This is a genomic window from Bremerella sp. P1 (assembly GCF_028748185.1).
Classification (GTDB): Bacteria; Planctomycetota; Planctomycetia; order Pirellulales; family Pirellulaceae; genus Bremerella.
On record NZ_CP118164.1, the window covers coordinates 1,363,338 to 1,387,862 of the forward strand.

The 24,525-nt window shown below is 56.0% G+C and carries 17 protein-coding genes; 9 read left to right on the forward strand and 8 right to left on the reverse strand.

The window, feature by feature from the left end; translation table 11 throughout:
* Complete coding sequence (gene metH / locus PSR63_RS05760; RefSeq protein ID WP_274331516.1) at positions 1-3,711, reverse strand: methionine synthase; 3,711 nt, start codon at positions 3,709-3,711, stop codon at positions 1-3.
* A 318-nt stretch (positions 3,712-4,029) separates the two neighbouring features.
* Between metH and PSR63_RS05765 the strand changes: the two genes are divergently transcribed.
* Genes PSR63_RS05765 through PSR63_RS05780 form a run of 4 tightly spaced genes read left to right on the forward strand, consistent with a single transcriptional unit; the run spans position 4,030 to position 8,983 of the window.
* The gene (locus PSR63_RS05765; protein WP_274331518.1) at positions 4,030-5,352 is read left to right on the forward strand and encodes a hypothetical protein; all 1,323 of its coding nucleotides are present in this window, start codon (positions 4,030-4,032) and stop codon (positions 5,350-5,352) included.
* On the forward strand, positions 5,352-6,536 hold the full coding sequence (locus tag PSR63_RS05770; protein WP_274331520.1) for a hypothetical protein: 1,185 nt from the start codon (positions 5,352-5,354) through the stop codon (positions 6,534-6,536). The genes PSR63_RS05765 and PSR63_RS05770 overlap by 1 nt, the downstream gene beginning before the upstream one ends.
* 39 nt (positions 6,537-6,575) lie before the next feature.
* Positions 6,576-7,400 (forward strand): ExeA family protein, encoded by an 825-nt coding sequence (locus tag PSR63_RS05775; RefSeq protein WP_274331521.1) that lies wholly within the window; start codon positions 6,576-6,578, stop codon positions 7,398-7,400.
* A 50-nt stretch (positions 7,401-7,450) separates the two neighbouring features.
* On the forward strand, positions 7,451-8,983 hold the full coding sequence (locus PSR63_RS05780) for a glycosyltransferase family 39 protein (RefSeq protein ID WP_274331523.1): 1,533 nt from the start codon (positions 7,451-7,453) through the stop codon (positions 8,981-8,983).
* On the opposite strand, the gene PSR63_RS05785 is transcribed toward PSR63_RS05780, so the two are convergent.
* Together PSR63_RS05785 and PSR63_RS05790 are read right to left on the reverse strand one after the other, a co-directional pair.
* Positions 8,984-10,042 (reverse strand): hypothetical protein, encoded by a 1,059-nt coding sequence (locus PSR63_RS05785; protein WP_274331524.1) that lies wholly within the window; start codon positions 10,040-10,042, stop codon positions 8,984-8,986.
* A 299-nt stretch (positions 10,043-10,341) separates the two neighbouring features.
* Complete coding sequence (locus tag PSR63_RS05790; protein ID WP_274331525.1) at positions 10,342-11,550, reverse strand: NAD(P)-binding domain-containing protein; 1,209 nt, start codon at positions 11,548-11,550, stop codon at positions 10,342-10,344.
* A gap of 254 nt (positions 11,551-11,804) precedes the next feature.
* Here PSR63_RS05790 and PSR63_RS05795 point away from each other — a divergent pair, with 254 nt between their 5' ends.
* Positions 11,805-12,959 (forward strand): protein-glutamate methylesterase/protein-glutamine glutaminase, encoded by a 1,155-nt coding sequence (locus PSR63_RS05795; protein ID WP_274331526.1) that lies wholly within the window; start codon positions 11,805-11,807, stop codon positions 12,957-12,959.
* Positions 12,960-12,962: 3 nt separating this feature from the next.
* On the opposite strand, the gene thiO is transcribed toward PSR63_RS05795, so the two are convergent.
* Together thiO and PSR63_RS05805 are read right to left on the reverse strand one after the other, a co-directional pair.
* Entirely contained in the window at positions 12,963-14,081 is a 1,119-nt protein-coding gene (gene thiO / locus PSR63_RS05800; protein ID WP_274334294.1) for a glycine oxidase ThiO, read from the reverse strand.
* A 112-nt stretch (positions 14,082-14,193) separates the two neighbouring features.
* Positions 14,194-14,475, reverse strand: a complete 282-nt coding sequence (locus PSR63_RS05805) for a glutaredoxin family protein (protein ID WP_274331528.1) — start codon at positions 14,473-14,475, stop codon at positions 14,194-14,196.
* A gap of 300 nt (positions 14,476-14,775) precedes the next feature.
* Between PSR63_RS05805 and PSR63_RS05810 the strand changes: the two genes are divergently transcribed.
* The 3 genes from PSR63_RS05810 (at position 14,776) to PSR63_RS05820 (ending at position 19,721) form a co-directional block, all read left to right on the forward strand.
* Positions 14,776-16,557 (forward strand): serine/threonine-protein kinase, encoded by a 1,782-nt coding sequence (locus PSR63_RS05810; RefSeq protein ID WP_274331529.1) that lies wholly within the window; start codon positions 14,776-14,778, stop codon positions 16,555-16,557.
* 307 nt (positions 16,558-16,864) lie between these two features.
* Positions 16,865-17,581, forward strand: coding sequence for a hypothetical protein (locus PSR63_RS05815; protein WP_274331530.1), 717 nt, complete (start codon positions 16,865-16,867; stop codon positions 17,579-17,581).
* Positions 17,582-17,708: 127 nt separating this feature from the next.
* A complete protein-coding gene (locus PSR63_RS05820; protein WP_274331532.1) occupies positions 17,709-19,721 on the forward strand; it encodes a c-type cytochrome domain-containing protein in 2,013 nt (670 codons plus the stop codon).
* Between the two features lie 84 nt (positions 19,722-19,805).
* Here PSR63_RS05820 and PSR63_RS05825 read toward each other — a convergent pair whose 3' ends face one another.
* Positions 19,806-20,324: a hypothetical protein gene (locus PSR63_RS05825; protein ID WP_274331534.1), complete on the reverse strand. Its 519-nt coding sequence runs from the start codon at positions 20,322-20,324 to the stop codon at positions 19,806-19,808.
* Between the two features lie 167 nt (positions 20,325-20,491).
* Positions 20,492-21,571: a tetratricopeptide repeat protein gene (locus PSR63_RS05830; protein ID WP_274331535.1), complete on the reverse strand. Its 1,080-nt coding sequence runs from the start codon at positions 21,569-21,571 to the stop codon at positions 20,492-20,494.
* A 200-nt stretch (positions 21,572-21,771) separates the two neighbouring features.
* Between PSR63_RS05830 and PSR63_RS05835 the strand changes: the two genes are divergently transcribed.
* Complete coding sequence (locus PSR63_RS05835; RefSeq protein WP_274331537.1) at positions 21,772-22,833, forward strand: peptidase M42; 1,062 nt, start codon at positions 21,772-21,774, stop codon at positions 22,831-22,833.
* Here PSR63_RS05835 and PSR63_RS05840 read toward each other — a convergent pair.
* Entirely contained in the window at positions 22,830-24,413 is a 1,584-nt protein-coding gene (locus PSR63_RS05840; RefSeq protein WP_274331539.1) for a serine/threonine protein kinase, read from the reverse strand. The genes PSR63_RS05835 and PSR63_RS05840 overlap by 4 nt on opposite strands.
* Between the last annotated feature and the right edge of the window lie 112 nt (positions 24,414-24,525).

Genomic DNA, 24,525 nt, shown 5'->3' on the forward strand with positions numbered 1-24,525 from the left:
TTACGGGTCGTACGAAAGGTTGGGGGCCAGCCACTTCTCCATGTCCTTTAGTGGCATCCCTTTCCGCTTGGCGTAGTCTTCGACCTGATCTCGGCCCAACTGGTGGATCGCAAAGTAGCGTGCCGCTGGGTGGGCGAAGTACAATCCACACACACTGGCCGCTGGCATCATCGCCAGGCTTTCGGTCAGTTGGATACCGGTCTCTTGCTCAGCATTGAGTAGTCGGAAGAGAGTCCACTTCTCGGTGTGGTCGGGCTGTGCCGGGTAACCAGGTGCCGGACGGATGCCACGGTAATCTTCTTTGATAAGCTCTTCGTTGGAGAGCCCTTCCGCTTCGCCGTACTTCCACGCCTTACGTGCTTCCAGGTGGAGACACTCAGCGAACGCTTCCGCCAAACGATCAGCCAGGGCCTTGGCCATGATCGAATTGTAGTCGTCATGGTCGGCATCGAACTTGGCCGCTAGTTCCTGACAACCGATACCAGTCGTCACAGCGAATGCACCAAGGTAGTCACGTCGCCCGCTTCCAACCGGAGCGATATAGTCGGCCAGGGCTCGGAAGTCGCTTTGCCCCTTACGTTCCCATTGCTGACGTAGCGTAAAGAAACGTTCGATTTCCTTTTCTGGGTCGTTGGGGTCGTAGACGATAATGTCATCCCCATCGGCCGCGGCTGGATAGAAACCGAACACACCATTGGCGGTGAAAAGCTTCTCAGAGATGATCCGGTCGAGCAGCTCGTTCGCATCCTTAAAGAGCTTCTTCGCCTCTTCGCCCACGTACTCGTCTTCGAAGATCTTGGGATACTTACCCTTGAGTTCCCACGAGTTGAAGAACGGAGACCAGTCGATGAACTCGCGAAGTGTTTCCAAAGGAAACTCTTTCAGGGTCTTCGTACCGGTGAACGACGGCGTCGGAATGTCGACGCTCGACCAGTCGGTCTCAAAATGCTTTTCGCGGGCCTGTTTCAACGAAACGAGCGTGATGGCCTGACGCTTACGATACGATTCGGCAAGTTCCTGTTGTAGCTTCCGATTCTTCTCCAGAAACGCAGGCGAGTTCTCTTTGCTCAGCAGCTGATCAACCACGCCCACACTGCGTGACGCATCCAAAACATGGACCACGGCATGATCATAAACCGGAGCGATCTTCACGGCCGTATGCTTGGCACTGGTCGTTGCACCGCCGATCAAGAGCGGAATGTCCATCCCGGCGGCTTGCATCTCTTGGGCAACGTGGACCATCTCGTCGAGACTTGGCGTAATAAGCCCCGACAGGCCGATCACATCGACGCCATGCTCTTTGGCCGCGGCTAGGATCTTGTCGCAGTGGACCATCACGCCCAGGTCAATAATCTCGTAGTTATTGCAGCCCAGGACCACGCCGACGATGTTCTTGCCGATGTCGTGCACGTCCCCCTTCACGGTCGCCATCAGGATCTTGCCGCGGGCATCTTCGTCCGTCGTCCCCAGCTCTTCCTTTTCCTTCTCCATAAAGGGAAGCAAGTAGGCCACGGCCTTCTTCATCACGCGAGCACTTTTAACCACCTGCGGAAGGAACATCTTGCCGGCCCCGAACAGGTCGCCGACGATGTTCATCCCGTCCATGAGTGGACCTTCGATGATGTGCAGACAACGCTCGGATTTTTGGCGGCACTCTTCGGTATCTTCCACGATGAAGCGATCGATCCCCTTCACCAGCGAATGAGCCAATCGTTTTTCGACTGGTTCTTCTCGCCACGAGAGATCTTCCTGCTTCGGCCCAGCTCCCTTCTGGTGCTTGACCGTTTCGGCAAAATCGACGAGGCGTTCGGTCGCGTCGGGTCGCTTATTGAAAAGTACGTCCTCGATCAGGTCCCTTAATTCCTTCGGTACTTCGTCGTACACGGCCAACTGCCCGGCATTGACGATCCCCATGTCCAGGCCGGCCTTGATGGCGTGGTACAGGAACACGGCATGGATCGCTTCGCGAATGACATCATTACCGCGGAACGAGAACGACACGTTGCTCACACCACCTGAAACCTTGGCTCCGGGGCAAACCTGTTTGATCTGGCGAGTCGCTTCGATGAAGTTAATCGCGTAGTCGTTGTGCTCTTCGATCCCGGTGGCCACCGTCAGGATGTTTGGATCGAAGATAATATCTGTTGGATCGAAGTCGAGCTTGTCGACCAGCAGATCATACGCTCGCTTGCAGATCTCGACCTTACGATCAAGCTCGACGGCTTGCCCTACTTCGTCAAAGGCCATCACGACAACGGCGGCCCCGTAATCGCGGCACAGCCGGGCCTTGTTGAGGAACTCTTCTTCCCCTTCTTTCAGGCTGATCGAGTTGACGATCGACTTTCCTTGCACGCAGCGAAGGCCGGCTTCAATGACCGACCACTTCGAGCTGTCGATCATGATCGGTACTTTACAGATATCAGGCTCGGCCGCGATCAGGTTCAAATAGCGCGTCATGGCCGCTTCGCCGTCGAGCAATGCGTCGTCCATGTTCACGTCGATGACGTTTGCACCACTTTCGACCTGCTGCAGCGCCACGGCGATCGCTTCTTCGTATTGTTCTTCCCGAATAAGCCGGGCAAAACGACGTGAGCCGGTAACGTTAGTGCGTTCACCGATCATCACGAAGTTGGTTTTCGGCGTGATCGTAAACGGTTCTTGACCACTCAACCGCGTCAGATGTGGCTGCTCATGCAGCTTGCGCGGCTCGAAGTCACGCATGGTGTCGGCGATCGCCTTGATGTGAGCTGGCGTGCTTCCGCAACAACCACCGACGATGTTCAACCAGCCGTTCTCGGCAAATTGACGGATCGTAGCGGCCATCTGATCCGGCGTTTGATCGTACTCGCCCATTTCATTGGGGAGGCCTGCGTTGGGATGGCAACTGATATAGCAGGACGCGATCGAGGAAAGTTCCTGCACGTAAGGACGCATCAACTCAGCACCCAAAGCACAATTGATCCCCACGCTGAGCATGGGGAAGTGCGAAACCGAATTCCAGAATGCTTCGACTGTCTGACCGGAAAGCGTTCTCCCGGAAGCGTCGGTAATGGTGACCGAGGTCATCACCGGAATTTCGATTCCCTTTTCGCGATAGTACTTCTCGATGGCAAACAGACAGGCCTTCAGGTTCAGCGTATCGAAGGTCGTTTCCGGAAAGAGAATATCGACCCCGGCTTCCACCATCGCGTGGATCTGCACCAGGTAAGAGTCGACCAACTGGTCGAAGGTCACATCACGGAAACCGGGATCTTCGATCCGTCGCGAGATCGACGCCGTCTTGCTGGTGGGACCGATCGAACCGGCCACATAGCGGAGATTGTCTGGATTGCGGTCGTTGAACTCGTCAGCGACCTTTTTGGCCAGCTTCACTGCGGCCACATTAATATCGGTTGCCAGAGACTCGCTCAGGGCGAACTCTTCCATCGCGATGGGCGTAGCACCAAACGTATTGGTCTCGATAATGTTGGCGCCCGCTTCGAGAAACTCGCGGTGGATCCCTTCGATGATCTCCGGCTTGGTCAGGCAGAGCAGATCGCTGAAGTTACGAAGATCCTTTTCTTCGTTGGCGAATTGCTTGCCACGGACATCGGCTTCGGTCAGCTTGTACTTCTGAATCATGGTCCCCATGGCACCATCGAGAATCAGAATACGCTTTTGAATATCGTTGAAGATTGGGTGCTGGCGGCCGGCGAATCGAGGACCTGGCATGGACTGCTTCCGGAGAACTGAAATGCCCACCACGAACCGACTTAGATGCTGGCAGCAGCGGTGCTTCCAGCTAGCGTGTCGCCGTATGGCGGGGAGGAATTCACTGTGTCAAATCTACTAAATATCCCAGATTTCCGTTTCCCTCACAACCGGCATGCTAGCGCAGCTAATCGCTAAAGTTTACCTAGCCCGAAACCACGATTTTTCTTATCTAGAGCTAAAGACCGCTACAAACCGAACCGATGGATAGGACAACGGGCCACAACCAGCACGTGGCCGCTGTGCGTCGATCTTACGTCAGGCAAGGAAGCCGAAACGATGACGAAACCATTGGGAACTCCCCAGAATTGTGACACCCAAGACACTCAAGGTACCTTCTACGGTCATCCGATCGTCATTCGTGTGAAGGACCTGACGTGGCAGCCACCGGCTCAGCCGGAACCGGCGCCCCAGCAAGATTGGGTATCGAACCTGCTGGGCGAAGATCCACAAGAAGGTGCCTACCAGGAAAGTCTACTGGTCGCTCCAACTGCTGCCCCACAGCCTGAGCCACAACCGGAAGTCGCTCCGCTGCCACAGCCGGCGGTCGAAGCCGCCCCAGAGCCGCCAGCCGAGCCAGCTGCCCCGGCCAAACCAAGCTACATTCATAATTCGAGCGAGTCGCGCCAACAGCGCCGAGCCTCGATCCTCAGCAGCCAGATGAAGAATCGCCTGGCCCTGGGTGGAATTGCTGTCTCCTTGTTGGCGGTTAGCTTCTACGCATTGAGCGGCAGTGGCGGGAGCAACGAATCTCCCGTTGAAAACGTGCCGCAAGACCTGTTTGTCTCGACGGGCGAACTGGGTGACGCTCCGGCCTGGAACGCAAACCCAGCGACCTCCGATCCAAGTGAAACAATCACCATCGAGCCGATGGACAGCGAGATTCCGCAGATGGCCTCGTTGCCAACGCGTAGTCCGTCTCCCAACCCGACGATGTCCAACCCATCGCGTGACACGCAGATGACCAACATCTCGACGCCCAACTCGATGGACGCTAACACCTTGCCCGCCGCTTACAGCAACCCAGCCCAAGGCGATATGGGTTTGCCAGCCGACGTTTCGCCGGCAGATCAAGTTTGGCAGTTCGGTCCGTCGAATGTGAACCCCGACTACGAAGAACCTCCGATCAATCCCTACTCGGGCGCGGACGGTTCGGTTCCCACTGGCAACATCCCTAACTTCGATAGCTCGCAGTCGCAACCTTCGCAGACGCGTCCGCTACCTGGCGGATCGATGGACATGAGCGATCCACGGACATCGCAGTACCAGCCATCCAACAGCGCCGATGGCGGTCGCCACTGGATGCAGGAAGAAGCAAGTGACTGGGATTACCAGGATGGCAAGCTCGTGCGAAATACCTCGAGTGGAAACGCAGCGTCAACTGGCAGCCAATTGCCTGAAATCCACCAAGGTTATCAACCTCAAACCGGTTTTCCGGTCGTAAACAATCAGATGTCGGAGACCACCCCGGCACCGAATACCCAGCAAGACAACGGCCAATGGGGCTTCGGCCCTTACTCAGGCGCATCGATGCCGCAGGAAGCTGCCCAGCCTCGTGCTCGCCTGGGTGGAATTCAGCCCCTCGACTTGGAATCTCGCTAATGAGCCAACTCGACCGCGCTTTTATCCGTGCTTATACCTCGGAGCAAACCGGCCCCACGGCAGATGCCGCGGCCCAAACGTCGGAATCCGTCATGAATTCATCGCAATCATCGCAGCAAAACTCTTCCGCCTCGGTTCGCACGATGTCGCGCAAGCCGACTCTCAGCGAACTTCAGCACTGGAAGAACCAAGGAATCCGCATCGATATGCCTGGTTCGCCATTGGTCGGTTCGTATGACGAATCGAACACCGAAACATCCAATACGCAAGACGAGTTCATGCTGGCGGCCCAAAATACAGCTGCCGTGGCCGAAGCCCTGGATCGATTGATGATTCGTGCTGGTCGCAAGCATACTCCGGTTAATCCCGTTTCTGCACAATCGCCCAAGCCCGCGAAAGCGGAACTACCGGCTCCGACCATCGAGATCGACTCATGGGAAGGTGAGCCAGTGGAAGCCCCGGAAGAAACCGACGAACCAAGCTTCACCTTCGTCGCCGGCACCCCACACATCGAGTTGCCAGGCGAAGCCGAAACGTCCACGGAAGAAGTTGCGGCGGCGGCTCCTGCCTATCGTCAACGTCGTTTGGCTCACCCCAAGTGGGAAGCCGAAACGCTCCACTGGCCTGAAGAGACCGACATGGTGTTGGATCTCTGCCACGATCAATGGGTCAATTTGGCAACCAGCATCTCTGGTTCGATCAAATCGCTGGCCCTGGTCTCGCTCGGCGATGGTACAGGCTGCTCGACTTTGACCCTGTGTCTGGCCAAGTTAATGGCCGCCGTAGGGCGCCGTGTTCTGATCATTGACGAAGGAAGCGGTAGCGAAAGCCTGACGGTTCGCCTAGGCCTTACCGAAGCTTGCCCAAGCAGCGAGCCAGTCGAAACGCTGTACGAAGGAATGATTCAAGCAGCCGACCAGTCGATTGCCATCCTGCCGGCCGGTTATCGAAACCTGGCCGACCTGTCCGCATCGCAGTTGCAGCAGTTCACGAATGACTTTGACGTGGTGCTATGGGATGGAGGCAATCGCCCGGAAGTCTGGCAGCGTCTGGCTTTGGTGCACAGCGTGTTGGTCGTTCGCGATGCCCGTGGAACACACGATCACGAACTCAGCCAAATCCTGCCCAAGCTCCAGCAGCGAAAGATCAACGTGATCGGAATCGCAGAGAACTTCTGGCGATAAGTTTTCACTAGCCGCGCGTAGGCGAAATCGGAACACTTGATGTACGAAGCGTACTGGAAACTGAAATCTCGTCCGTTCGAGAACACCTACTCGGAAGCGTCTTACTACCCTTCCGAGTCGGCTCAGGCCGCGCTTCTCAAGCTTCGCTACGCCGTCGAAAACCGTCGTGGTGCCGCTATCTTGGCCGGAGCTTGCGGGCTGGGCAAAAGCCTTTTGGCCCGAACGCTAATGATTCAGTTGCCGGAGTCGTTTTCACCCAAGGCTCACCTTGTTTTCCCGAAGTTGCCTAGCGACGCCTTGATTCCCTATCTGCTTTTGAATCTCGGTCGAGGTCAAAAGGATAGCCCTATCGCCAGTAGTCCCAGCGACAACGTCTGGCAGCTGCAGCAGTTTTTGTCGGAAAATACTCGAGCAGGTAACCACGCCGTGATCGTCGTGGACGATGCCCACCTGCTGAGTGACCATGCTTCGCTGGAAACACTCCGCCTGTTGACCAACTTCGAGACTGATGGCAAGCTCGACCTGACGCTGGTTCTCGTTGGTCAAACGCCCATCATTCCCGCGGTCGAACGGTTCCCATCTCTGGAAAGCCGAATTGGTGTGAAGTCGCTGATGCGTTGCTTTACACCAGATGAAACGGCCGCCTACGTGACGCACCGCTTGCGGGTTGCCGGCTGCGAAGACGAGATCTTCGTTCCCGAAGGTCTGCAGCGACTGTTCGAGATTACCCGCGGTAATCCACGCGAGATCAATCGGCTGTGCGACCTGGCCTTGTTGATTGGCTACGCGGAGGAAATTCGCATGATCGATGCCGACCAGGTCGAATCGATTCACGACGAACTTGTCACGGTCGTTCCCGAATAAACGGCTGCCATATCTAGCAGGACGGGCTGAGCCGATTAGAATCAGTCGGCGTGAATACCAACGATCCCAATCCGTCTCCTGCCCCACTTTCCTGGAAGAACAGTGTCCTGCTGGGACTGGCTATCGCCTTTCTGTCCCTTGCTCTCCGTCTACCATCGATTGGTGAAAGCCTCTGGGTCGATGAACTGCACACAGCTTGGGCTGTGTCGGATGGGATTCAAGACGTTCCCTACCGGGCCGCTATGGGCAACCAGGCATCGCTCTACTTTCTGATCGTTTGGGTATGGACCCAACTGGCCGGCCTGCACGAGTGGTCGCTCCGCATGCCTTCGCTGGCGGGTGGGGTGCTTTGCGTGGGGCTGATCACCGGAATTGCCCACCGCTGGACGCGAGACGCCTGGGTTGCCATCGGATGTGGCCTAATCGCGGCCATTGATATCGACTGGATCTTCTTTGCGACCGAAGCTCGCGTTTATGGGTTCGTGCAGGTTGTCGCCGTGCTCCAGATACTACTTGCCTGGCAGATTCTCCAGCACGATCGCTGGCACGACTGGGCCTGGCTCGTGGTTGTGACCATCGGGAGCTTCTACTTACATTACAGCACGCTTCTGTTTTCCGTTTGCCTTGGCGCGTGCATGCTGCTGCTGGTTGATAGTCGCCCCTTGCGAAAGCATCTGTTGATGGCGGCCGCATGTATTGCGATGGGCGTAGCGATTAGCCTGCCGCACTTGGCCAGCATCTTCGAGCGTCGCGAGAACTGGGCTCAGTTCATCACGGCGACCTCTCGTAACGAATGGACACGCTGGGGAACCGCATTGGCTGCTCTATTGCCGCTGGCTGGTCTGGCAACCATCTTTGCACGCAATTGGTCGGCGGAAGCCAAGCGAGCCGTACTGACCGGCGGCGTCGTTTTCCTCCCGATCGCAGTCGCCTGGGCAACAACTGCCACGGGACTGGCCGCGCTGTTCTTTGGCCGTTACTTGATTTCGTCAGAAACGCTCATCCCGCTGCTGCTTGCGAGCCTGGCGTCGCTCGTCCCAGCTGCTGCGTGGCGTCGTGGTGGGCTCGTCGTTTCGCTGGTTATTTCCTGTGGTTTGCGAACGCCCTCTTACCTGGGCCCCATGCGAGGTGAAGATTGGCAAGCGGTGACCCAGGCCGTATCGCAGAAACTGGAAAGCACCCCCGAACCAACCGACGTGCTGATTGCCGCAGGACTGATTGAGACCGATATCCTTCGGTTTCCCACGAAGCACCTTCCCCCTTTCACCGAGCGGTGGGAGACCTACGCGAGATTGCCGATCGAATCGATCTACTCGCTGCCAGAACACGCGGGGCAACACTACGGGCTGACATATACTAACCCTGGAGAAGCAACGCCCAGATATCGCCACCGATCGGTTCCCAACCGACCGGTTGTGCTGATCGTGCGAGGCACAAAAGAGACGGCCGATCAGGTCGTGCAGAATTTCTTAAGCTCGGTGCCGGACCGAAAGTACGAAATAACCGCACCACAAACGCAAACAGCACGCGTTCAGTGGCGCGTGCTGCTTCCTCAAGACATGGATCTTCAAGCTGAGAATTAACTACGAAGCATCGGTCGTCGTTTCGATCCGCTTCAGGGCTTCGTCAAGGCGTTTCAGGTCGAGCCGATCAATTGCTTCTGCATCGGTCTTCTCCAAACGCTTAAGCATGTCAGACAGTCGCTGACGTACCTCTTCCAGTCGCTTTTCGTTCGCCACTTTCTGTGGATCTTCGACTTGTGCTCCCTCGCGAAGGCCGCGGAAGTTCTCTTGCATTTCGTTGACGAATTGTTCGTGACGTGCCCGCATGGCCTCCATTCGTTCGTCCATTTCCGCAAAAGGATCGAACCCTTCGCCCCCGCGGGGCACTCGAACATGAACACGCGGAAGATCTTGATCTCGCATGTTGGGCAGACGACGCGGTCCTGCGTCGGCGATCTTATTCAGCTCTTGGAACTTCGCGAACGCTTTCTGGTCCTGCTCTTGCAACTTATCGATGCTTTCGGCTTCGACCATCCGCTGTTTGCCACCGGGAAGATGCCAGGTCACGCTCACACGTCCACCGGCCATGGTCCGAGCAACGACTCGCTCGCCATTCTCGGTTACGTCGATCATCTTGTCGCCGTTCAAATCATTGGAGATCCGCACAGATCGATTGAAGTTGCCTGGCGGCAGAACAGGTGGCTGTGCTGGCTCGTCTTCGACGATACGATTGGGACCAAGCTTGCGTTTGAGTTGCTCAATCGCTTCCTCCGCGATGTAGCCAGCTGTCTGGTTGCCGCTGGCTGCCAAACGCTTGAGTGCCGAGTAGGCTAGCGACGAGGTATCGTCATCGGGCGAGCCGGCAAACCCTTTAAGCAGATCAACCGAGCGACTCGCCACTTCACCGGTACCGGTTAGTGCAGCTCGCTCAATCGCAGGAATGGCTTCTTTACCGAGCTTGGCCAATTCTTCGGCGGCCTGTTGTCGCTCGGCGTAACGATCCCCATCGAGCTGCCGAATCCATTGACGAATCGTCTGCTGCTGGTCGTTCTCGACTGGTTCAGCAGGCAAGCTGCCTACCAGGGCCATGGACAGCAACAGCATTCCCAAAATGGACTTCAGCGCGGCAGGCAAACTCATCTTCAGGCCTTCGTAGACTCAAAGCGGGGCAGTATCTTGTGAAGTATCAGGCGTGACAATCCCCGTAATATACGAGATCTATCCGCCCAACGCACGCCAAGCTGTACGAAGCCATCCAAGAAATGGTTGGCATGGACTCGGGGCGTTTTTCCTGATTTTCTCGGCGAAAACCGCCTCTTTTGATGAGTTTTCCAAGAAGCTCGTCCTAAGAATGACCAAACTTTGATCACAAATAGCGTGATAGCAAAGCCATAGTCTACACGCCAGATAGACGTTACATCTTGGATATCCCGCGACCCTTACGCCTGATTCGAGCCGCTGGGAGGATCAGCGTAGAGGTCTAGATTCTCCCGGTCGCCAATAATGGCAAAGACGCGACGAATTTGACCCAGGCCATCCGAAATCAGGTAGCTCGAATCTCGACCGTAGCTCTTCGAGCCGAGGATATAGAAGTTCGGTTCCGGCTGAATCAGGCTCTTCGTCCCTTCTGTATTGGGGCATAGATCGAGCTGCAGTTCTTGCAGAATCTCAAGATTGGGTCGATAGCCAACATTGGCCACGATGCGATTGAACGTATGGATGCCGGTATGCTTCCCCTCCAGCGTCACATGAAACTGATCGTTCTGAGGCTCGTAGTGCATCGACTTAACGGTCGTTTCCGGCCAATGGACGAGATGCCCATTCTCCTCGACCAGTAGCTGATTCGCTTCGCTGGCAACGCGTTTGCGCTGTGGTAGCGGATCATCCTCGATCACAGTTACTGGGCCGTTTTGTCCGTCGGCTTTGCATTCGCGAGTTACCCAGGTCACGTGCGTTTCAAGCGTCTCACGGGCCAATACGCTCAGCTGACAAATATTAGTCGCCGCAGAGTGCCCAGCTCCGATCACCAGGATTTGCTGATTGGCGTAACGCTTCGCGTCTTTCCCATGGGAATCGATCAGGCCGGTTTCAAAATTGGGGCGAGCCGCCAGCTCTCCGATGGCTGGACTCCCCCCGCCACCAATGAAGTTCGGCTGACCAACCACACCACTGCAATCCAGCACGATATCGCTCTCAAAGACGTGCTCGCGCCCGCTTTCATCCTTGGCCAGAGTCACCAGAGTAGTCTCGCTCCGCTGTGGTTGGCCAAAGTTTTCAGTCTTGGTTTGGGAACTTCGTGCGACCGAAAGCACGGTGTGCCTTAGCTTCAAGCAATCGACCACCAAATCGCTATCGGCCAGCGGCTGTAGGTATTGCTCGAGGTACTGACCATAAGTCACAAATTGATCGCTTAGAGGGAGCGAAAGATCTGGATGTTGAGCGGCCAGTGCCGACTTACCCAGCTTGGTGCAATTGGCGCTGAACGGAGTGAACATGCGAACGTGCTCACATTTCCGCAAATGAGCACCCACCTCACCGGACTCGAGAACGGTCACTTTGTACCCCAGAAATCGAGCATACAAAGCGGCTTCAATGCCAATCGGTCCGGCACCAACAATCACGATCTGGGCAGGCGATTCCACTGCCATCCGATGGCCTCTGTATTTAGGGGAAGGTTGCCATGTTGATTCGGCCTAGTTCAATCTGAGCAAGGCGTCATCCACTGGTAACGATTATAGGGAAGAATTGGCCGCTCGCTCTGCCCACATCGGCCAAAGGAAGAAAATCGAGGTGGTTTCTGGTGAGCCACGTCTCCCCCCTGACAGGCATGACCTAAAGTTACGCAGGGATTTTTGAGCACGATATATCATGCATCGCTCTTCCCTGCGTTAATGAAATTGAAGTGGAACCATACACTTGGGGCGAGATAATGGTCCAAAGCACACTACGTGTACTCGTAGTTGATGACTCGAAATTGATTCAAACATTGATCTCGGATCTGTTGGAAGAAGCGGCTGATATTGAAGTGATCGCGACCGCGTCTGACGGACGTGAGGCCGTCAAATTGGCGCGCAGTTTGAAGCCGGATGTCATCACGCTCGACGTACAGATGCCCAAAATGGATGGGCTGGAAACGCTCGAAGCCATCCTTTCCGAGCAACTGATCCCAGTCATTATGGTTAGTGCCACTACGCAACTTGGTGGTCAGATTACGCTCGAAGCACTCGACCGTGGTGCAATCGATTACATCGCGAAGCCGGAAGGGCTGAAAGAAGCGGAAACAACACTTCGGACCGAGCTTGTCCGACGAATTCGCATGGTCGCCAATACCGACGTGGACAAAGTCCTCACGATGCGTCGTGAGCGTGCGGAGAAGCGAAAAGAACGCCGCGAAAAACTCGGACTGTCAACGGAGTCGAAAGCGATACCCAAACGAATCTCTGCGGAGCAGCTTCCGGTATCGGACAAATGCATCGCCCTGGGGATCTCGACTGGGGGCCCCCCTGCCCTGGCATCGATGTTCGAGGTCTTGCCCGACAGTCTTCCACCAATGGTGATCGTGCAGCACATGCCGGCCAACTTCACACAAGCATTCGCCGGCCGCTTGAATTCGCTCTCGAGGGTTAACGTCAAAGAAGCCGAAACCGGCGACGTCCTTCAGCCTGGACATGCTTACCTGGCCCCTGGCGGCAAGCACCTGGAGGTCATCCGCAACGGTGCCAAGGGAGGCAAGCTGCTGGTCCGGGATGGTGACTTTGTCAGTGGCCACCGACCGTCGGTCGACGTGATGATGTCGTCGGCCGTGAAGGTTTATCAGGATCGACTCTTAGGGGTCATCATGACAGGCATGGGACGCGATGGCTCGGATGGCTGCGGAGAAATCAAAGCCGCTGGCGGTTATGTGCTGGGACAAGACGAAGCGACCTCTGACGTTTACGGCATGAATAAAGTCGCCTTTCTCGCCGGCAACGTCGATCGCCAGTTCTCGCTCGACGAAGCCGCAGCGACAGTCACCGCCCAGGTTCGTCGCTTGTGGGGCGCCGCGAAAGTGTCTTAATCGTTAGGCACGATTCACGCGGAATGGCTGCAGATCAATCTGTGGCTTCTCGCCGCACATCAATTGGCTCATTACCGCAGCGGTTGCCGGAGAAAGATGTAATCCGCTGCGATAGTGTCCTGCTGCCAAATAGACGTTGGACAGGCCTGGCAATTGCCCCAGGTAAGGAATCCGATCGACGCTGGCAGGTCGGAGCCCCGACCACGCTTTCACTCGCTTGGCACTGGCAAGCTTGGGCACCCACTCGCGAGCAAACTGAGTAAGGTCTTCGATTGCTTCCGCTGTATTCGACTTGTCGAAGCCAACTTCTTCGACCGTCGCCCCAACCAGCACCAGGCCGTCTCTGCGGGGCACGATATAACGAACCCCTTCATTGATCGGCGACGAGAAGAATCGTTCGCCAGCATCAAGCAGGACAAGCTGTCCACGAATCGGCTCGATCTCGGGACGTTGCATCCGTCCTGAAAAATTCCCCTGATCAAGGACCTGATCGGTCAACAGTTGTGACCATGCCCCGGTCGCCAGACAGCAAGCTCCGGGAAAGATCTCTTGGCCATTCACTTCGACCGATGCAAGTTCTTCCCCTTGAAATCGCCAACTTGCGACTTCCGTGTTTTCGAGAAAGCGAACGCCGCGATTTCGGCAACCTTGCACAAGTGCCTGAAGATGACGCGGATTACGCACCACCGCTTCGCCCGGCAGATATACGGCGTCCCGCATCGAATGGCTCGACTGCAAATGTGGAAAGCGTTCGGCAACTTGCTGGGGATCAAGCCGTTGGACTTCTACCCCCTCCTCTTCGTAGTGCACGCAGGCCATGCGGAGTGACGCCGCTTCGCCAGGATCGCGGGCAAGATAAAGGCCACCGGTGATCTCGAACTCGTTATCAATCTCCGTTTCTGCTTTCAGCTGAGCCGACCACTCGGGGAACAGCCGATGGCTCAGACCGCGGAGCTGTTCCTGAGGATCCCAGGCCTCGTTCTCGTTCGCGGGAGGCAGCAAGCCGGCTCCTGCCCATGAGGCCTCGCGCCCCAACTGGCCTTTCTCGACGAGCAAGACCTGGCGACCCTTTCCGGCAAGTTCGTAGGCTATTGAAAGACCGATCACCCCCCCTCCGACCACGAAGAAATCAGGGCGAGAACTAGCAAGCGAGGGCAATTCAGATCACCTAAACCCAGGAAGGAAGCGAGGCAAAGATAGGCTCGCTTTGGCAGTAACGACGACGACAGATGACTTATGACGCTGGCTCGGTAACTCGCTTGGCTTCCGCCTCGAGCGTCCGCTTGAGCAACATCGGTGAAACTTTGCCGCGGAAGCGAACTTTGCCATTTATTTCGACCACGGGCACAGTGGTGTTAAATTTCTGCGACAGTTCCGGATCGGTGTCGATATCAACCAACGTAATGTCCGACACGAACTTTCGGACCACCGACTCGGCGTTTTCGCAGCAATGGCACCCTTGCCGCGTGTAGAGAACAATCCGAGCAACATACAGTTGAGGGGAATCGGAGCTCACCGATCGATCACCTTATTAAGATTCGTTGAAGCTACCTGCCGGCCCGCTGAACAAAGACCACTACAAACATACGTAGGGATTCGATTTTACCCTTTGACATAGGGGAAGATTCCTAACGGCAGCAAACCAGTGAAAATTGCCAGAGAATGTTGTTTGGAGCAATATGTCTCTGTTAGTCTATACTTTGAATCAATCTCATGACTTTCCCCTGCATAGAGGATTTTCCTCCCAAACGCCGCGGAAGTAAAGCACTTCTAAGGCACACGAGCGACGTACCGTTTCGCCACACATCGAGTTCGCATGCCAGCAGTTGTTGACTCCAATCGATTTATCGAGCTGATCCGCAAGAGCAAGCTCGTTGATCCGTCTGCTCTCGAGCAGGCGGTGGAGGATCTGCATGCTTCCAACGAGGGAGGGCTTCCCGACGACCTGGACGCGATGCAGAAGTTCTTCGTCGACCGGCAGCTGCTCACGAATTGGCACTGTGAAAAGCTCCGCAACGGAAAGTACAAAGGATTTTACCTCTCGAAGTACCGCCTGCTGAAGCACTTAGGTACCGGCGGGATGAGTAGCGTTTACCTGGCGGAGCATACCTTGATGAATCGCAAAGTCGCGATCAAGGTGCTTCCCCGCCGACGCGTTAACGATGCTTCGTACCTCGCTCGCTTTCATCTCGAAGCCCAGGCTGCCGCCCACCTGGACCATCCAAATATCGTCCGGGCGTTCGACGTCGATAACGAAGACAATACCCATTACATCGTGATGGAGTACGTTCCCGGTGCCGATCTTCAGCAAATTGTGCGAGAACGAGGACCGGTTCCGTTTGAAGCGGCAGCAGATTACATCGCTCAAGCCGCCGATGGCCTGCAACACGCCCACGATAAGGGCGTCGTTCACCGAGACGTGAAACCGGCCAATTTGCTGCTGGACGATCGAGGTGTCGTTAAGATCCTGGATATGGGTTTGGCCCGCATCAAGCAGGACGAGGACGCCTCGCTGACGATCGCCCATGAAGAAAACGTCCTGGGAACGGCGGATTACTTGGCTCCTGAACAAGCCGTCAACAGCCACAAGGTTGACCATCGCGCCGATATATATAGCCTTGGGTGTTCCTTATATTACCTCCTGACGGGACATCCTCCATTTCCCGAAGGAAGCCTGGCCCAGCGGATCGCCAAGCATCAGAGCGTGATGCCGGACCCGATCAAGAAATCTCGCCCCAATTGCCCGCCGTCGCTGCAGCGTATCTGTGAAAAGATGATCGCCAAGCAGCCAGAGGATCGCTTCAACGACGCGTCGGAAGTAGCCTTTGAGCTTCGTGCCTGGATGGAGTCACGTGGCAAAGAGCCTACCCATGCAGACGAGAAGCTTGGGTCGGCGATCCTTTCCACCGCCGCCCAAGAAGCAGCGAATCGGTCGCGAGCCGCCCATCAATCGGGCCGTCAACAACAACATGGCGGAACAGGCTCTTCGTACGAGGTAGACGACCTGCTTCCTCCCGATATGCGGGAATCGCCTTCGTCCAGCAAGTTTGACCCTGCAATCGGCGACACGGTGGCGGATCGGTCCAACGACACGTCGCAGCGTCCTAACCCTCCGCGACGACCTTCTCGCGGAGGAAAGTCCTTGCCGGTTGCCAAGGCTCTTGATGATGATCAAGACGACTACATGGCCTCGAGCGACCCACTTTCTTCCTCTGGATCGTCTCTGTTCGATTCTCAGGAGTTCGAGGAAGATCCATTCAGCATGGATGTGCCGGTGAGCGATGTCGGTGGCTCTCTATTGGTATCGTCCGCAGAACTCAAGCAAAAGGCCGAAGACCGCCAAGCGGCTGAGGCCAAGAAGAGACGAGCCGCTTCGCAATCAGGATTGGGTGATTCGATAGACCTAAATTCGTCGGTCCAAGGGATTCCCGTTGTCATCTGGGTTGTGGTTGCCGTGCTCTTCATGTTGATTGGCGTCCTCATCGCTATCAGCTATCAGACCGCAGAAGAAAATTCGGAACCGCTTGACCCGAAAAAGGGCAATCTCGAGAGTAGTCTTTGGGAAGACACGAAGAAACGCCCCCGCATTCTCGCCTAGAAACCCACTCTACAGGGGTGTATTGACAGAGCTGTTCTGGCCTGTTTCGAGAGTCCGCCGGTGCTGTCCGGCTACTGCTAGCCCAACCATAAGTCGTTACTGCAAAGCGACTTAACAAAATCGCTTGAAAACTGCTCTGACCGCGACGTAGGATAAGGTAGAAGAACAAAGGGCCCAAACAACGCCCTCTCGTTCCCCACACCTGAAATGGAATTCGCGGTTCCGCTTGTCGCAGGAAGACCGACCAAGATCGACACCATGAGCGACTAATGAACGTTCGCTCGATAGGCCAAACGCAGAGAATTCCATGACACGCATGTCGCACAGAGGCATCACGCATACGAAAGTGGCGAAGACGAAAGTCGCGTCGCGTGATTTTCGTTTGCCGACGCAAGCGTCTCGTCGTCGTGGAGGAGAGACAGGACGAACGGCTGAATGTGGTGGCTATTTCGTTCCGCCTGAGGACTGGCACGAGCCCAAGGGCAACACCGGTGCGAACTACAAGTTCATTCATCAGGAACCCGGTGAAGGCTTCGTTCACATTTTGACCGAAGACGAGATCCGATCGAGACTCCAGGAACTTCCGGAGTGGATGATCGAAGGTCTGGAAGTCGTCCAACTCAGTCGGCTTACGAAAAAGAAGCTGAGTTTCCCCTGTTATGGAATGCAGTGGGGGGCGGCAATCTACCTTTACCCGATGGACGAGTCGCTTATCGAGTACTTCCCCCATCCACCACGCCCAGAGCAAGTAGTAGAAGCCAAGATGTTTGGTGCTGTTTGGGAGCAAGACGAAGATGGTTACTGGCGATTGGAGTGGAATGAGGACACAATCCGCGATTTCTACTTAAACAACGTCCTAATTCACGAACTGGGACATTTGCTCGATACGAGAAATAACAACTACCTCGCTCGCGAGCGATACGCCGAATGGTTTGCGATCGAGTACGGATACCGTCCCACCCGACGCCAGCAAATGGCGAATCGCGCCGCGAAGAAGGTTGTGCGCCGCCATCACCATACCTAAGCGAAAACATGCTATGCTTTTACGATGACTAGACGTAAGTAAATGCATAGCCGAAGCTTAGGTCTCTAGCTCTATCACCAGCTGGACGTTCGTGGGTACATTTCCGAGCGCCTGACGTTCATTCCTAATGCATCGGTTCGCGGTTATCGCTACCATGGCGTTTGGTATCGATGCTTCCTTATTCAACCTGATCACCGTTGTCTCACAGGGCCGAACATTGACTAGAATTCCCTCCTTCACGACCACGGCCATCGTTGCTCTTCTCATGGGACTGTTTGTCTCAAGCATTCACGCTGCTCCGAATGAGGAGCAGAGAATGCAGCTTCAGGCCCTGAAGCTTGACATCCGCAAGACATCAAACTTCCTCAAACGAGGGATGATTGCCGAGTCGGTTGAGCTGGTACGCGACATTCAGTCGCGGATGGAAAAGCTCGGCACTGCTGGTGACGCGGAAGTAACCCAGGAGTTGCAGGGCCTCGCCGAGAGCCTAGCCGTCTCGCATGGTCTTCTCGAGCTAGAAGGCTACACGCTCAAACCGCTGACTGCTTCGGCGATGGCTTCGGCCCCGATGATGATGGCCAACAATCCTGGTGTTCCTGGCGCGCCGGCCCCGGCACCAGCCCCTCTACCGACCACGTTCCCGACCGCAAATATCAGCTTCACCAAGCACGTCGCTCCGATTCTGATCGCTCGCTGCGGTAACTGCCACGTTACCGGTGCCCGAGGTGGGTTCAGTGCAAATACCTTCGAAGCCCTCATGAAAGGCCCAGCGGCTGGGACCGTCATTTTCCCAGGCGACGACATCGGTAGCCGCTTGATCGAGACGATCGAGACCGGCGACATGCCACGCGGTGGGGGCAGTGTTCGCCCGCCAGAACTCACAGCCTTGAAGACTTGGATCAAAGAAGGAGCCAAATACGACGGTCTCGACCCGAAGGCTCCGATCAACCAGGCAGGTGCATCCGCTAATCCAGCCGCGATGCTGGAATTGGAAGTAATGGCCGCCTCAGGGAACGAGCAAGTCAGCTTCGGTCTTGATGTTGCCGGTGTACTGGCCAATCGTTGTGTGAATTGTCACAGTGGCAACAACCCGCCCGGCGGCTTAGGTATGGACAGCTTCGCTCGCTTCATCCGCGGGGGTGACAGCGGTGCACCGTTTGTGCCTGGTAAGCCGGAAGACAGCATGATCGTCCGTTTGATCAAAGCGACCGGTAATGGCCGGATGCCGCGTAATGGTCCCCCACTGACCGGCGAGCAGATTGCCAAAATCGAAACTTGGATCCGCGAAGGAGGCAAGTTCGACGGTGATTCCGCCAACGACGACACAATGTTGCGAACCAGTCAGATTGCCTTGGCGAAGAAGGCGACTCACGATCAACTGGCGGCCATGCGGGCCGAAAGCAGTCAACAGATGTGGGATTTGGGCATGCCCAACGTGCAGTCCGCCAAGGTCGATTCAGAGAACTTCCTGGCGTATGGAACGATGGGGGAAGCCACTCTGCAGCAGCATATCGCCGAGGCGGATAAAGCCGCCGACAAGGTACGTACGATCTTGAAGATCCCTTCGACGGGACCGCTGGTCAAAGGAAAGATGACCTTGTACCTCTTCCAGAAGCGGTACGATTACGCCGAGTTCGGCAACATGATCGAGCGTCGCGACCTGCCGGCTGACTGGAAGGGACATTATCGCTACAACGTGACCGACGCTTACGGCTCGATTCAGGTTCCTTCCGACAACGAGTACGACTTGACGGTGCTTCTGGGCCAGATCGTCGCGTCCAGTCATATTGCTTCACTGGGCAACGGAACGGTGCCTGATTGGTTTGCCGAAGGAGCCGGCCGAGTCGTTGCTTCCCGCATGAGTAAGAACGACCCGCGAGTCGTCGCATGGGATAACCAGATCGAATCGGCTCTGGGTTCGATGAGCAAGCCAGACGATTTCATCATGAACCGTCTCTCGCCAGACCAGGCTTCCGTTGTCAGCTATGCGTTTATGAAAGCAATCATGGGGCGTGGCAATTCGTTCGACGCGATGATGAACTCGTTACGCAGCGGAAAGAACTTCGACGAAGCATTCCAGTCGGCGTTCAATATGACGCCTTCGCAACTGGCTGGGGCCTGGGCAACTTCACGAAGATAACCGCGCTGATAGGAATTCCACGAAAAAACGCGATGCCCGCAAGCATCGCGTTTTTCATTTCTTGACCAGCACGAATCAAAGTGATTAGTGAGCGTGATGCTCGATTTCCCCTTCAAATGGCGTGCCTTCGATTTCCAGGGTCACCGTGGCTTCGGCTTCGTCGGCTGTCACCAGAGCGAAAAGGTCGGCGTCTTTGGTTTCAAACTTGGCCGTGGTTTCTTCACCTTCAGCACGGACGGCTGGGACAGCGAAGTCCTTCTTGGCGTCATCAACGGCGACGGTAATCGTGATATTCTCGCCAGCAATCGCGACATCATTCTTGGCATCGCCATCCAGCACGTAGAAGGTCAAGACCTTGGCTTCGTCATCATGATCCCATTCCAGGTGATACTTTTCGCCGCCCAGTTCAATCAAATGACCGCCGTGCGGGCCTAGATCGTGACTGTGACCACCTTCCCCATGACCGTGGTCGTGACCATCATGGCCGTGGTCATCGACATGTTCGCCATTGTCGGCTGTGTCGGTCTTCGCCGTGTTGCAGCCGCTCAGAGTAAACGGTACCGCCAGGGCACACAGAATCAGTAAGAGCTTTCCAATCTTCATAGAGCCAATCTCCTCAGTGGCATCGATCGAATATCAAAACAGGCATGCCGCCCAAGTTAGCAGCACCATCCGCCTCCCGTACTATTCGCGGGAAACCGTCGATTATTCGGCACAAAACTACGTGCGCCAATCACAGGCGATACGAATTGCGATGCGTTTGCGTCGATCTAAATGTCTAATCCATTTGGATTTGTGACCGTTGGATGAAGATACTTCTCGAAGGCATCGATGTCATCCGAATCTCCCCCAGCTTGCCTTGCCGCCTGAAAACATTGCAAGGCACGGTCTTTATCGTCATCGAAAAAGAGCAGCACGGCTACGCAGAAAAGATATTCCGGGTTCTGCGGATCGGTCACCGCGCGGCGAGCATTGGCTTCGATGATGGATGTCTTAGCCAAGCCGTTATTTCCTAGTAGAGCATCCAGCGTCACATTCGTGCCTGCAATATCTGGGTTTTGCTGAATGGCCAGTTCAATCGCAGCGACCGCTTCGTCAGGTCGGTTGGTGGCCAGATAGGCCAGCCCTTTCCGCAGGTGTCCTTCCGCATGACCAGGTGCAGCCGCAACGGCATCCTTGTAACGTCCTAGTGCTTCCTGGTAACGCTGCTGCTGGAAGAGGTTATCACCGGCCTGAATGAAGTGCTCGGCGCGTTCGATCGCTTGATCGCTCGGCTGCTGGATCGCAACAGGCTTGGCTGCTTCAATCCTTAGAGGACTGGGAATTGGTGTGACCAACGACTCAAATTGTTTCGTCCGCTGAGGCTCAATCGCAAAATCTCTGGGCAACCCCATGAACTGCTTCATGGCCTGAGGACCATAGTTCAGCTCGGCAGGCTCCGTGGGAGGCAAATAGTATTCCAGGTACTGATCACCTGGACGGTAATAGGTTCCGTACGGGTACAGACTCGAATAACCATAGCCGTAGGAATATAACGGCCCATAAAAACCGTACGTTCCGTACGCCGGCGGTAGGCCGAATCCAATCGACAAGGACGTTCCCCCCCAGTAGCCGCCATAGTAAGGATAGCCGTATCCGTAGCTTCCATGGTGATGGTGGTGATCGCCGTGCCGGTAACCGCCGGTGTATTTCCCAGAGTTCCACCCAGGGCTGGTCACATCGGCATAGCCGCCACGGCCGACCGAGATGTTGCTACGGCTCTTATATTGGTACTGCCCCAGCCCTTGAGCCTCAACGCTACTTGCGGCAACAAAGAGTGCCAGACCAACCATGATCGAAAGGGTACGCACTGCGACATCTCCCAGGAAAAAGAAAGCGGGTACTCTATTATCTTCAGGTTCTGCACAAAGGGCAAAGAAAATTCACCAGCCGCGGCCATCGGAGGTGATCACTTTGAGGTCTTGCTCTTCCACCATCGTACCTTGAGTAACTAAACTAAGCGCGGAGATTCTCCCTTTGATCATTTTGCTTTGCTTGATGAATTCATGCCGTGACCAAGTCTGACCTCGACGATTTCCTCGATATCCTAAAACAGCTCGTACGTCATCCGTCGGTGGTTGGCTCCGAGCATGCTTTCTTCCGCTATCTGCAGCGTGAGCTGGAAGAAACCCACGCTACGGTCACCTTGTACGAAGGGTTGCTCGTGGCCAGTGGATCGCGGCCCGAACAGATGCACATTTCGGCGCACGTTGATCGGCATGGCTTGATCTGTACCGGGCCGAATGAGTTCCAGTACGCAGCGTTCGTCGCCCGCAACCGCGGCGACCTGCTGGGGGATTCCGTCTCGGAGCAGACGTTCCAGACCATTGCCGAGCGGTTTCACGAGCGTTTTGTACAGGCTTACGTCCCTTGGAGTGGAACCTATCTGGGCAAGGGAACGATCAAGCGGTCCTACCTCTGTGAACGTCGCGGAAACCTGGTCTTTGAAGTGGAAGGGCTCGACCATGTGCTGCCGGGCACGCCGGTCGCCTATCAAGATCGCCTGACGGTGAACTATAGCCGAGTATCTGCCCAACTCGACAACGTGTTAACCACGGCGATGCTGATCTATTTGTTCCGCCATGGATTTCAAGGTACGGCTCTCTTCACTGCCCAGGAAGAAGCTGGCCGAAGCTGGCGATTTCTGCTGGAATGGTTCCGCCGCTGTGACATCGAAACGCAGGACTTGTTGGTGCTCGATACGAGCCCCTTTCCTGATATCGCGACGGCCGACGCACAGCAAGTTGTCCTGCGAAGGCGCGACGCCAACGCGGTCTTCAACCCTCAGGTAGTCGACAAGCTCGAGTCGGCATGCCAGAAGTACGGCATCCGATACCTGTTCAAGGACGAGTACATCGCCAAACAGAATGAAGTCCGCATCGAGGAAGGAAAGGCGCCGACCTCACTAGGAAGCACCGAACTGGGACGTGTTGTCCTCGCTTCGGAAGGATCGATTCAAGGAGCCACGCTTCAGGTCCCCACGACTGGATACCACACGCCTGAGGAATCCGCTGCCCTGGCATCGATCGAAGCCATGCTCGACGTGCTCTGTGAGGTCGCATTGGACGATTAGGTTTGCCCGGTCAATTGACCGCGAATGGCTTCAAACATCGCGGCAAACTCAGGATCGGCCTCGCGTAGCGCATTCAAGAATTCTGTGCGAGAGGCATCCGCGGCGGCCTGTTCCGCCTCGGGGATACGGTTTAGTTGCTTCAGGCAGATCGCCTTGCCAGCGAAGCCGAATGCCTTGGCCTCGACATAGATTGCCTGTTGCTGGGCCATCCGATCAAAGACTCGGAGAGCCTCCTGATCGCGGCCCTGGTTCATCAGCAGTACGGCTTCCTGCTTCATCGCTTTGAGCCCCCAGACGCGGTTCTCTTCGCTTTGATCCATTGGAAAGTTCCAGTAGACACTGGCGAAAAATTCCGGTCGCTGATCCTGACCGAGATTCTTATTCTTGAACATCGCAAAATCGAACTGCTCTTGCGCCGTGCGACCTAGCTTAGGCAGCAGTTCGGCCTGCTGTTCGGGTGGGATATCGAGCAAGTTGGCTTGCTTCGATGCCAGTGCCAAGGCTCCCCCAACGATCAAACAGATAAGCACCATGGCGCCGATCGTCACCGTCCGTTTGCCCCACGAAGGCCGACGATAAACGGTCACGGCGGACGTCTTCATCACGTCCGACAGTTCCTCCAAGCCGCCACTACGAATCTCGGATAGGGAAGCCAACTCGGCAATCGACCAGTCGGAGGGATCGCTTCCAAATGCATCGCTTCCCAGGGACTTCTGCACGTCGCGCAGCTCACGCAAGAGTTCCGAGGAACTCTGATAGCGGTCCTCAGGCTTCTTGGCCAGCATCTTGTGAATTACCCGAGCCAATGCGGGCGGAACGCCTCCCCGGACCTTTTCCAGTCGTTCTGGCTCGGTGTTGAGGTGCTTTACGGCGACAGTTAGCGGGTTGTCGCCTTCAAACGGAGGTCGTCCCGCCAAAAGCTGGTAACATGTCACGCCCAGCGAGTAGATGTCGCTTCGCTGGTCGAGCGACTTCCCTTCGGCTTGCTCTGGGCTCATGTAAAGCGGCGTACCCATGGTGATGCCGACTTGAGTCAGATTCATCCCATCTGCCCCGGGGGCAATCACCCGAGCCAGGCCAAAGTCGGCGACTTTGACTTCGCCAGTCCCGGTAATCAGGATGTTCTCCGGCTTGATATCACGGTGGACGATCCCCTGCTCTGCCGCTTTGTATAGGGCTGCACCGACTTGGCGAAGTATTGCCCCGACCAGCTTCACTTCGAGCGTTCCCTGCTTGTTGAGCAGCTGCTTCAGATTCTGGCCCGGGACGTATTCCTGGGCAATGAAATGAATTCCATCCGAGTTGCCCACTTCGTAGATCTGCACGATGTTAGCATGGGTCAGGGCCGCAGCGGCCTGGGCTTCTCGGTGAAAGCGGCGGACGTAGGCTTGGTCTTTGGCCAGTTCAGGCATCAGAATCTTAACGGCCACGTTCCGCTTCAGGCTCTGCTGTTCGGCCAGAAAGACCTCAGCCATGGCCCCCCGGCCGAGCCGACGCAAGATGCGGTAGTCCCCCACAGACCGCCCTGCCAAGTCGAGTTCCGGGGCGGAATCTCCGCCGTTGTTCTTCCGTTCCGTCATGGATGTCTCAAAGTGGGGGCGTCAGTGAGGTCTTCGCCGAGGCCGCGACCCCTGGGTGCTCTTCATAACTACTTACCGAGAACGAAGATGGATTCACGGTATTTCCACCTTC

What these genes read in the sequence shown, in the direction of transcription:
- PSR63_RS05820 (WP_274331532.1), top strand. Translation starts at nt 17,709, where the DNA reads ATGCATCGGTTCGCGGTTATCGCTACCATGGCGTTTGGTATCGATGCT.
- PSR63_RS05765 (WP_274331518.1), top strand. Translation starts at nt 4,030, where the DNA reads ATGACGAAACCATTGGGAACTCCCCAGAATTGTGACACCCAAGACACT.
- PSR63_RS05785 (WP_274331524.1), bottom strand. Translation starts at nt 10,042, where the DNA reads ATGAGTTTGCCTGCCGCGCTGAAGTCCATTTTGGGAATGCTGTTGCTG.
- PSR63_RS05815 (WP_274331530.1), top strand. Translation starts at nt 16,865, where the DNA reads ATGACACGCATGTCGCACAGAGGCATCACGCATACGAAAGTGGCGAAG.
- metH (WP_274331516.1), bottom strand. Translation starts at nt 3,711, where the DNA reads ATGCCAGGTCCTCGATTCGCCGGCCGCCAGCACCCAATCTTCAACGAT.
- PSR63_RS05825 (WP_274331534.1), bottom strand. Translation starts at nt 20,324, where the DNA reads ATGAAGATTGGAAAGCTCTTACTGATTCTGTGTGCCCTGGCGGTACCG.
- PSR63_RS05770 (WP_274331520.1), top strand. Translation starts at nt 5,352, where the DNA reads ATGAGCCAACTCGACCGCGCTTTTATCCGTGCTTATACCTCGGAGCAA.
- PSR63_RS05790 (WP_274331525.1), bottom strand. Translation starts at nt 11,550, where the DNA reads ATGGCAGTGGAATCGCCTGCCCAGATCGTGATTGTTGGTGCCGGACCG.
- PSR63_RS05775 (WP_274331521.1), top strand. Translation starts at nt 6,576, where the DNA reads ATGTACGAAGCGTACTGGAAACTGAAATCTCGTCCGTTCGAGAACACC.
- PSR63_RS05840 (WP_274331539.1), bottom strand. Translation starts at nt 24,413, where the DNA reads ATGACGGAACGGAAGAACAACGGCGGAGATTCCGCCCCGGAACTCGAC.
- PSR63_RS05810 (WP_274331529.1), top strand. Translation starts at nt 14,776, where the DNA reads ATGCCAGCAGTTGTTGACTCCAATCGATTTATCGAGCTGATCCGCAAG.